The organism is Synechococcus sp. RC10A2 (genome assembly GCF_047502605.1).
The window spans coordinates 1-7,679 of the sequence record NZ_JANSHP010000071.1; the positions used below are offsets into that span (position 1 = coordinate 1).

The 7,679-nt window shown below is 61.4% G+C and carries 9 protein-coding genes and 1 pseudogene; 4 read left to right on the forward strand and 6 right to left on the reverse strand.

The features are described from left to right. Positions 1 to 334 precede the first annotated feature (334 nt). Both NW848_RS10160 and NW848_RS10165 read left to right on the forward strand, forming a co-directional pair. Positions 335 to 841, forward strand: coding sequence for an SAM-dependent methyltransferase (locus NW848_RS10160; RefSeq protein ID WP_011431366.1), 507 nt, complete (start codon positions 335 to 337; stop codon positions 839 to 841). 79 nt (positions 842 to 920) lie between these two features. Beyond that, on the forward strand, positions 921 to 1,973 hold the full coding sequence (locus tag NW848_RS10165; RefSeq protein ID WP_228375346.1) for a sensor histidine kinase: 1,053 nt from the start codon (positions 921 to 923) through the stop codon (positions 1,971 to 1,973). Positions 1,974 to 2,050: 77 nt separating this feature from the next. Here the strand turns inward: NW848_RS10165 and NW848_RS10170 are convergent, their stop codons facing one another. The 4 genes from NW848_RS10170 to NW848_RS10185 all read right to left on the reverse strand — a co-directional run bounded on the left by NW848_RS10170 (position 2,051) and on the right by NW848_RS10185 (position 3,998). Further along, positions 2,051 to 2,605, reverse strand: coding sequence for a response regulator (locus tag NW848_RS10170; protein WP_414508511.1), 555 nt, complete (start codon positions 2,603 to 2,605; stop codon positions 2,051 to 2,053). A 289-nt stretch (positions 2,606 to 2,894) separates the two neighbouring features. Continuing rightward, the gene (locus NW848_RS10175) at positions 2,895 to 3,236 is read right to left on the reverse strand and encodes a DUF3007 family protein (protein WP_011431369.1); all 342 of its coding nucleotides are present in this window, start codon (positions 3,234 to 3,236) and stop codon (positions 2,895 to 2,897) included. A gap of 27 nt (positions 3,237 to 3,263) precedes the next feature. Further along, positions 3,264 to 3,485, reverse strand: coding sequence for an NAD(P)H-quinone oxidoreductase subunit L (ndhL, locus tag NW848_RS10180; RefSeq protein WP_011431370.1), 222 nt, complete (start codon positions 3,483 to 3,485; stop codon positions 3,264 to 3,266). 108 nt (positions 3,486 to 3,593) lie between these two features. Beyond that, complete coding sequence (locus tag NW848_RS10185; RefSeq protein ID WP_011431371.1) at positions 3,594 to 3,998, reverse strand: NIL domain-containing protein; 405 nt, start codon at positions 3,996 to 3,998, stop codon at positions 3,594 to 3,596. A 198-nt stretch (positions 3,999 to 4,196) separates the two neighbouring features. On the opposite strand from NW848_RS10185, the gene NW848_RS10190 reads away from it, so the two are divergent. Both NW848_RS10190 and NW848_RS10195 read left to right on the forward strand, forming a co-directional pair. After that, the gene (locus NW848_RS10190) at positions 4,197 to 4,361 is read left to right on the forward strand and encodes a hypothetical protein (protein WP_168173329.1); all 165 of its coding nucleotides are present in this window, start codon (positions 4,197 to 4,199) and stop codon (positions 4,359 to 4,361) included. 44 nt (positions 4,362 to 4,405) lie between these two features. After that, on the forward strand, positions 4,406 to 6,772 hold the full coding sequence (locus tag NW848_RS10195; protein WP_414508512.1) for an endonuclease MutS2: 2,367 nt from the start codon (positions 4,406 to 4,408) through the stop codon (positions 6,770 to 6,772). Positions 6,773 to 6,907: 135 nt separating this feature from the next. Here NW848_RS10195 and NW848_RS10200 read toward each other — a convergent pair whose 3' ends face one another. Then, a complete protein-coding gene (locus tag NW848_RS10200; protein ID WP_240527800.1) occupies positions 6,908 to 7,159 on the reverse strand; it encodes a hypothetical protein in 252 nt (83 codons plus the stop codon). A 136-nt stretch (positions 7,160 to 7,295) separates the two neighbouring features. Then, a pseudogene (locus tag NW848_RS10205) lies at positions 7,296 to 7,547 on the reverse strand (urease subunit beta); the annotation flags it as partial. Between the last annotated feature and the right edge of the window lie 132 nt (positions 7,548 to 7,679).

A 7,679-nucleotide genomic window follows, 5' to 3' on the forward strand; every position in this document is an offset into this window, starting at 1 on the left:
TATCGCTTCACCGCTGAGCAGTAATGCTCAGCAGTGTTCAGCGTAAATGTATCAGGTACAGATCTCAGACCAACCCCAGTGTAGAGTTTGCAGCTAGGAAACCCCAAAAATCCTCAGCAAGACTCCGGCACGGACGGAAAACTGCGCTCCCAGCCATAGCGGTCTGGAAGAGCCTCCCCAGCACCTCAAGGTGCCAACTGCGCGATAACAACAGAACCGCAAAATCTAAGATTGAGAACCCCAATCCCTGCCACCGTGCTTTCTGCTCTCTCCGCAAAAGAGGCGGCAGTCAAGGGATCCTAAAATAGGGGGAAAGCTCTCTCCCGGCTCCACCGTGGCACCTCGTGGTTTCAAACCCATTCAGAACCGCTCCGGTAGGGAGAGCCTGGCTCCCTACGTGCGCACCTTGCCCCTGGTGATCGACGCCATGCTGGATCTGGCGCAGGTGCGGGGCGACGATCTCCTCTACGACTTGGGCTGTGGGGATGGCCGCATTCCTATCCGGGCAGCCCAGCGCTGCGGCACGCGGGGCCTGGGGGTGGATATCGACCCAGAGCGCATCCTAGAGGCACAGCAGGCGGCCCAAGCCGCTCAGGTTCAGGATCGGGTCAGTTTTCGGCAGCAGGACTTGCTCACCCTGGATCTCTCGCCAGCGACGGTGGTGACCTGTTATTTGCTGCCCCGCTCCCACCTGCTGATTCGAGACAAGCTGCGCAGCGAGCTCCGGCCTGGCGCCCGCCTGGTCACCCACACTTTCGATATGGGGGATTGGCCGCCCACCGCCACCACCACCGTGTCAGATGTTATCAACACCTACACCATCTATCTCTGGCGGATTTAGCCCCCACTTTTTGCCAGCCCTCTTGACTTGCCTGTTCGCTCCTGGCCTAATTCAACTCAGCCCTCTCTCCCGTTCCCCCTTGAGACGCCGTCTACTTGAGTTCTGGCGCCGCCGCTTCCCCCACAGCCTGCGCACTCAGGTGGCGCTGGTGATTGCCAGCCTTTCCTTTGTCCCCAACTTGGTTTTCATCCTGTCGGTGCAGTGGATCCTCCCCGGCACAGAGCTCAGCCCCGAGGGATCTGTCCTGCTGCTGCTGTGGATCCCTTTGCTAGCAGGGCTATCGGCAGTGGTGGGCTATGTCCTGTCTTCCCTAATCTTGCGGCCCCTCACCTTGCTGGCCCGCGAGCTGGGCCATCTGGAAACCTTAATTAGCCAGCCGGCCCGTTGGAATTTGCTGCTCCGCCCCGGGGATCCCCAAGAGGCTTTGATCCTGCGCCAGGCCTTTGCCCATCTGCTGCGCCAGATCCAGATTGACCAATTGCGGCGGGAAGCCTTTACCGCCACCTTGGTGCATGACCTGAAAACCCCTCTCATTGCCTTTGGGCATTTGCTAAGTGCCCTCAAGCAGGAGCAGCAGTTGCAGCCGGAAGAGCGGCTTGCCCTGCTGGATCGCATCTTGCAGGAGAACCAACGCAATCTGTCCCTGGTGCAGCGGATGGTGGAGGCCCACCGCCTAGAGCGGGGCGAGATCGAGCTACATCCTCGTCTTTGCGATCTGGGATCCCTGGCCCGACGGGTGGCCGAACGCATGGGATCCCTGGCCCGAGAACGGGGGATCGACCTGCGAGTGGAGGGAGAAGGGTGGGCCAATGCCGATGAGGCCGAGCTGGAACGGGCGCTGGTGAACCTGGTGGACAATGCCTTGCGCTACGCCCGCCAGGTGGTGGTGCTGACCATCAGCCCTCGCCAGATCCAGGTGCGGGATGACGGGCCCGGCCTGCCGGCTCCCCTGGAAGAGCTGGCCCAGCCCTACATCGCCCAACCCATTCACATCGCCGGCCAGCACTACCCGACCGGCTCAGGAGGTCTGGGGCTGTACATCGCCAAACGTATCCTGCAAGCCCACGGAGGAGACTTGTGTTTGGTGGAGACGGGATCCCAGGGCACGACCCTAGCGCTGGTGCTGCCCTGATCCCCAACCCCGCCAGGGGAGAAAAGCGCCCAAGGGATCCCCTCTGCTTCGCGTTAGTGGTGTGGAGCGCTTGCAGCTCACTCGACAGGGCGGCCCCGATACATCAATCGATAGTTTGCCGGCGGGGGCGCAGCCGTTTGCTCTTGGCGTTCTTCTGTTGCAACGGACAGGGAAGGAGGGGGGCTGTCTTTTTCAGACCACAAACCCAGCTGCTCGAGAACCGCGTGAAGAGCTTCCGTGTCGATGGGAAAAGACCACCTGGCTGCCTTGTAAATTTGCTCGAGGGAGTGGAGAATGTCGTCGGCTTCGGCCAAACCGGGGATCACCTCGGCTGCCCCCTGGTAAATGGCCCAGCGCCGCTCTGCCGGCTCGATGGGGCGACGAGGGTAATGAGTGAGAATCACAGGGATATCCGGAAGCCGGCTCCGACACTCTCGACAAAAGGCATAGGGGTTAAACAGCCCCGTCGTCATATCCACCACCATCAGATCCGGAGAATGAGTTGCCGCCACCTCCACCAGATCTGCCTGAGGAGAAACCAGCACCACTGTATGGCGCTGAGACTCCAGCACCAGCTTCCAGAGCTGGGCTTGCAAAAGCTGACCCTGAGCCACCAGAACGGTCTTGGTCACGGTGAGCAGAGAAACGACTTGCCTTAGTTCACAACTTTGCCTACGGCGCAAGGTAGCATTTCCAATAGAGAAGAAACAGTAACTAGCTATACCGGTAGTGCTGGGCTGACCCAGCCGCTTGGATACGTAAACTACCCGACTCCGACCGCCCCCCCTTCCCCCCCAACCCCCCGTATATGGGGGCAGGGGGGCGGGGGGATTGAGGGGGTACAGTGCGGGGCTCCTGCAGTTTCTAGCTGAAACTCCACCGATCTGCGACAAGTTTTTGGGTACAGCTTGCCCGGCGGCCTCAGCACTTGCCTTGCTCGGTCAAACCACCCTCAGCTTCCTCTTCGGTTTCGGAGGCCAGCTCGGCCTGCAAGGCCTGCCACTCCTCCGGGGAGAGGGAGTGAAGTTTTTCTTGGATTTGCTGCCTCTCGAAAGTGGCCCACTGGGCCTTCAGAGTCATTTCCCTGCTCAACACCCGCTTCAGGTAGCCCACCGTCCAGCCCAGGCATCCCAGCAGAAACACCACACTCGACACCTGCTGCGCCGCGCCCGTATCTAAGCCGGCCCAAAGCAGCAGCCCGTAGAGAAGTCCTCCCCCCAAGAGCAGGGCTAGGCCAATGCCGAGAACATCCCGTCTGCGCATGGCTGGTAGGTTGCAGAAGGGCGAGCTCTAGAGCGAACGCGGCTTGGGCCGAAACGTCATGAAGGGAGCCACGAGCACCATACCGGGGAAGAAAAACAAAACTAGGAAAAACATCAACACCTTTTCCCAGGCACCGCTGTAGTTCCAGCGCTTGTCCACGTACACCAAAAACAAGAACGGCAGCACCAGCAGGTAGAGAACTGCTAGCGCAGCATAGGTCAAGCCAATGAGCGTCGAGGTAGAGAGCATATCCAGTTGCCTCGAATTAACCTGGGCAAATCCAGTCCAATCGGGGTCATATTACAGCATTGTAATGGTGAATGAACTTGTCGGCTTAGCCGGCTCTTCGCCTCATCGCTATAAACTCGTGCTGATGGCCCCGACAGGGCAGGTGGGGATGCATTGTTCGCACATAACACAGCGATTACGCAGAAACTCCAGTTTCCAGTCGGGAGCGGAAATCTTCAGTGCCTCGGTGGGGCAAACGCCCGTACACAAGCCGCAATCCACGCACAAATCTGGGTCGATCTGAATTTCTTTAGCCCGCTCGGCCACCTCAATGCCCAAAGACTGCACCCACTCCAGCCCCGCCTCCACCTGGTCGATATCTCCCGAGAGCTCCACCACCAGGGTGCCCACTTCGTTAGGGGTTACTCTGGCACGGACGATGTTGGCGGCTACATCGAAGTCTTTCGCCAGACGATAGGTGAGGGGCACATTCACCAAGTGGCGAGGAAAAATCAGGGTCACTCGTTTGCGCACGGATTTGACTTGCGTAGCTGAGGTACGACGACTCTTCCAGTATGCCAAGGCCGACTGCCAAGTTCGGCCATACTGCAAGCAAAAAATCTCCCCTCACCGGCAGAACAGATGGGGTGCTTTCTCGCCTGCCCGCAGGTTGGAAGCTATGAAAGGCGCCCCGCGGCCTGCCACAATAGGGGCAGAGCGTCTTCGATCCCCATGAACTCGGCCCGGCCCCGTCTCAACTCCGAGCACTACCGACAGATGTTGGTGCGCGATGGTGAGCGTCGCTTCCGCGAGTGGCACACTGCCTTTCTCAACTACCAGCGGCAGTTTTTGCAAGAGATGAAGCGGCTGCAGCTCCGTTCTTCCTCGAATGGCTAATTTCTTCAGGAATGCCTACGCCCACTACTTTCAACCTGCTGCCGATCTGTTCTGAGCCCGATCCTTCCCTCCGCCAAGAAACTTTGGAATTGTTGGAGTGGCCCCGCCTCTGCCAACACTTGGCCAGCTTTGCCGCCACACCCCTAGGCCGCCGCGCCTGCCTAGAGCTGGATCCCTGGCGGAGCCGCGCCGAGAGCGAGGTCTGTCTTGATCAAACGGAGGAGGCCATCCGGCTGGATTGCAGCCAGCCAGGGGGGATTTCTCTGGACGGGATCCACAACTTGCTGCCGGCCCTGGAACGGGCCGAACGGGGGGGCATTCTGAGCGGGGAAGAGCTGGTGCAGATTGCCACCACCTTGGGGGCTGCTCGCCGCCTTCGCCGACTCATCGATGCTGACGAGCGCCTGCCCCGCCTGCAGGAGTGGGTGAGCAATCTGCGCACCTATCCTGAGCTAGAGCAGGAGATCTTCCGCTGCCTGGACGAACACGGCGAGGTGAGAGATAGCGCCAGCGCCGCCCTGGCAGACCTGCGCCGTCAGCACCGCCAGTACCGCAGCCAGATCCAAGAACGCCTACAACAGGTGATGAGCCAGCACCCCCAGGCGCTGCAGGACACGTTGATTGGCCAGCGGCAGGGGCGCTTTGTGCTGATGGTAAAGGCCACCCATCGGGATCTCATCCGCGGCATTGTGCACGACAGCTCTGCCAGCGGGGCCACCCTCTATGTAGAGCCCTACGCTGTGGTGGAGCTAGGCAACCGGCTGCGGGAAAGCCAGGCCCAGATCCAGGCGGAGGAAGAGCGGATCTTGGCCGCCCTCTCGGCCCAGGTGGGATCTGTTGCCGAGGATTTGGAGCATCTGCAGGCGGTGATGGTGGGGCTGGAGGTGGCGTTGGCTCGCGCTCGCTACAGCCTTTGGTTGGGGGGCAATCGCCCCCAGTTTGTCCCGGCAGGATTGCGCCTGCGCCAAGCTAGGCACCCCTTGCTTCTGTGGCAGTCTCGCGAGGAAGGCAAGGGCCCGGAGGTGATCCCGATCGATTTCACCCTCTCGGAGTCCATCCGCGCCGTGGTCATCACCGGCCCCAACACTGGCGGCAAGACGGTTGCCCTGAAGACCTTGGGGCTATTGGTGCTTATGGCCAAGGCGGGGATCTTCCTGCCCGCCCAGGATCCGCCCCAACTGCCCTGGTTCGACGGGGTCTATGCCGACATCGGCGACGAGCAATCGCTGCAGCAAAGCCTCTCCACTTTTTCCGGGCATATTCGCCGCATCAGCCGCATCGTGCAAGCTTTGCAGTCGGAGCCGGCGCCGGCCCTTGTTCTGCTGGACGAGGTGGGGGCAGGCACGGATCCCAGCGAGGGCGCGGCCCTGGCTGCCGGGCTATTGGAGTATCTCGCCGAAAAGGCCCTGCTGACCTTGGCCACCACCCACTACGGCGAGCTGAAGGCTCTGAAATACCAGCATCCCGGCTTTGAGAATGCCTCGGTGGAGTTTGACGAGGCCACCCTGGCCCCCACCTACCGCCTGCTGTGGGGGATCCCTGGTCGCTCCAATGCCTTGGCCATCGCCCGGCGGCTGCACCTGGAGCCGGAGATTCTGCGGCGGGCGCAGCAGCATCTGCAGGGGGAAAGCCAGGTGGATAAGGTGATCGCGGGGCTGGAGGCGCAACGGGCCCAGTTGGAAGAGCGGGCCGCCCAGGTGGGATCCCTGCACCAAGAGCTGGAAACCCTGTACCGCCAAATGCAGCAGCGCAGTCGGCAAATGGCTGAGCGAGAGGCGCAACTGGAGTACCGGCAGCAACAGGGGCTGCAAGCCCTCTTGGCCGCCGCCCGCCGGGAGGTGGCCGCCGCCGTCCGCAAGCTGCAACAGGGGGACGATCCCCAGCAGGTCGCTGCTGAGCTGGAGCAGATTCGCAGGCGCTACTCGCCGCCGCCGCCGCCCGTTGAGACTGAGTTCGTGCCAGAGGTGGGGGATCGGGTGCGGCTGCGGGGCCTGGGACAGACGGGAGAGGTCATTGCCGTCGAAGGAGAGGTGTATGTGGTGCGCAGCGGCATTCTCAAGTTCACGGTGCCGCGGGGCCAGTTGGATCCCATCGATGAACATCAGGCCAAACAGCGCCAGCGCCCCAAAGCTCCTCCTTCCCCACCGCCCACCACTGCTCCCCTGAACCTGCGCACCAGCCGCAACACCCTTGACCTAAGGGGGAAAACTGTAGCCGATGCCGAGGCGATTCTGGAACAGCACTTTGCCCAAGCCCCTCCTGGCCCGGTTTGGATCATCCACGGCCACGGCACGGGACGCCTGCGGGCCGGCGTCCAGGCCTACCTCCAAAATCACCCGCGTGTCCAGAGGTTTGCCCCAGCGGATCCCCAGGACGGCGGTACGGGTGTGACTGTGGCCCACCTGCGGTGAGGGTCAGGCTGTTTCAAACTCCCTGACAGTCGTTTCAAACAAGGTTAAGGCACTTTGCCGCTGGCCTTCACCCGCCCCTCTTCCTCAGGGGGAGAGGGAAGCTGAAGCTCCACGAACAGGCTGTTTGGTAACTGTTCAAACTTGACTTTGGAGCGCCGCTGCCGAGCTGACGGGCTGGGATCCCGCTTGGCGGTGCCGACTTTGCCAAAGCCAGTAGGCGCGCAGCAGTTGGCTATCTCCAATTAACTTGAGCATCACCGCCACCGTCGCGCCGGTCCAGCAGAGGGGGCCGAAAGTGGCACCTGCTGCTGCCAACAGGGCCAACCCGGAAAGATTCAGCCCCAAGCCCTGTACCCACATCCACCAAACAGTCTCACGCTCTAACATTGGCCAGATCCCAGAGGAAGAATTGGATAGCCCTACTCTCTTGAATCTGAGGTGGGATGGGGATGTGGCCAAGCCTCAGCCCAGATGCCCAAAGCTGCATACTTCGAGGGGCGTTATGTCCATAGCGCTTAACCACCTAGCCCATCCACTCCTGCAATCGGGCCAGGGCCCGCCGCTTTTGCGTTGCAGAGCGGACGCTGCTCTTCGTCAGCCGGTTGCAGCCATGCACCAGACCCTTGCCTCCCAGCGCCACCAGAGTGACCCGCTGGGTTTGCCCCGGCTCAAAACGCACCGCTTGGCCGGAAGGGATGTTGAGGCGCCTGCCAAAGCTGGCGGCGCGATCCAACACCAGGGCTCGGTTGACCTCAAAAAAGTGAAAGTGACATCCTCTCCCGCTAAGCCCTGACGGGCTGTAGACGGGAGCTTCCGAGAATCACTTCTCGGAGTTGCTGCTTCAACGGACTGGTAAACCAGGATCCTCCACAGCCAGAGAGCGGCAGTCCCACCGCCCTGAGTCCAC

Excerpts from the sequence above, each read along its gene's own strand:
- NW848_RS10175 (WP_011431369.1), bottom strand. The coding sequence starts at position 3,236 with ATGCGCAGACGGGATGTTCTCGGCATTGGCCTAGCCCTGCTCTTGGGG.
- ndhL (WP_011431370.1), bottom strand. The coding sequence starts at position 3,485 with ATGCTCTCTACCTCGACGCTCATTGGCTTGACCTATGCTGCGCTAGCA.
- NW848_RS10190 (WP_168173329.1), top strand. The coding sequence starts at position 4,197 with ATGAACTCGGCCCGGCCCCGTCTCAACTCCGAGCACTACCGACAGATG.
- NW848_RS10200 (WP_240527800.1), bottom strand. The coding sequence starts at position 7,159 with ATGTTAGAGCGTGAGACTGTTTGGTGGATGTGGGTACAGGGCTTGGGG.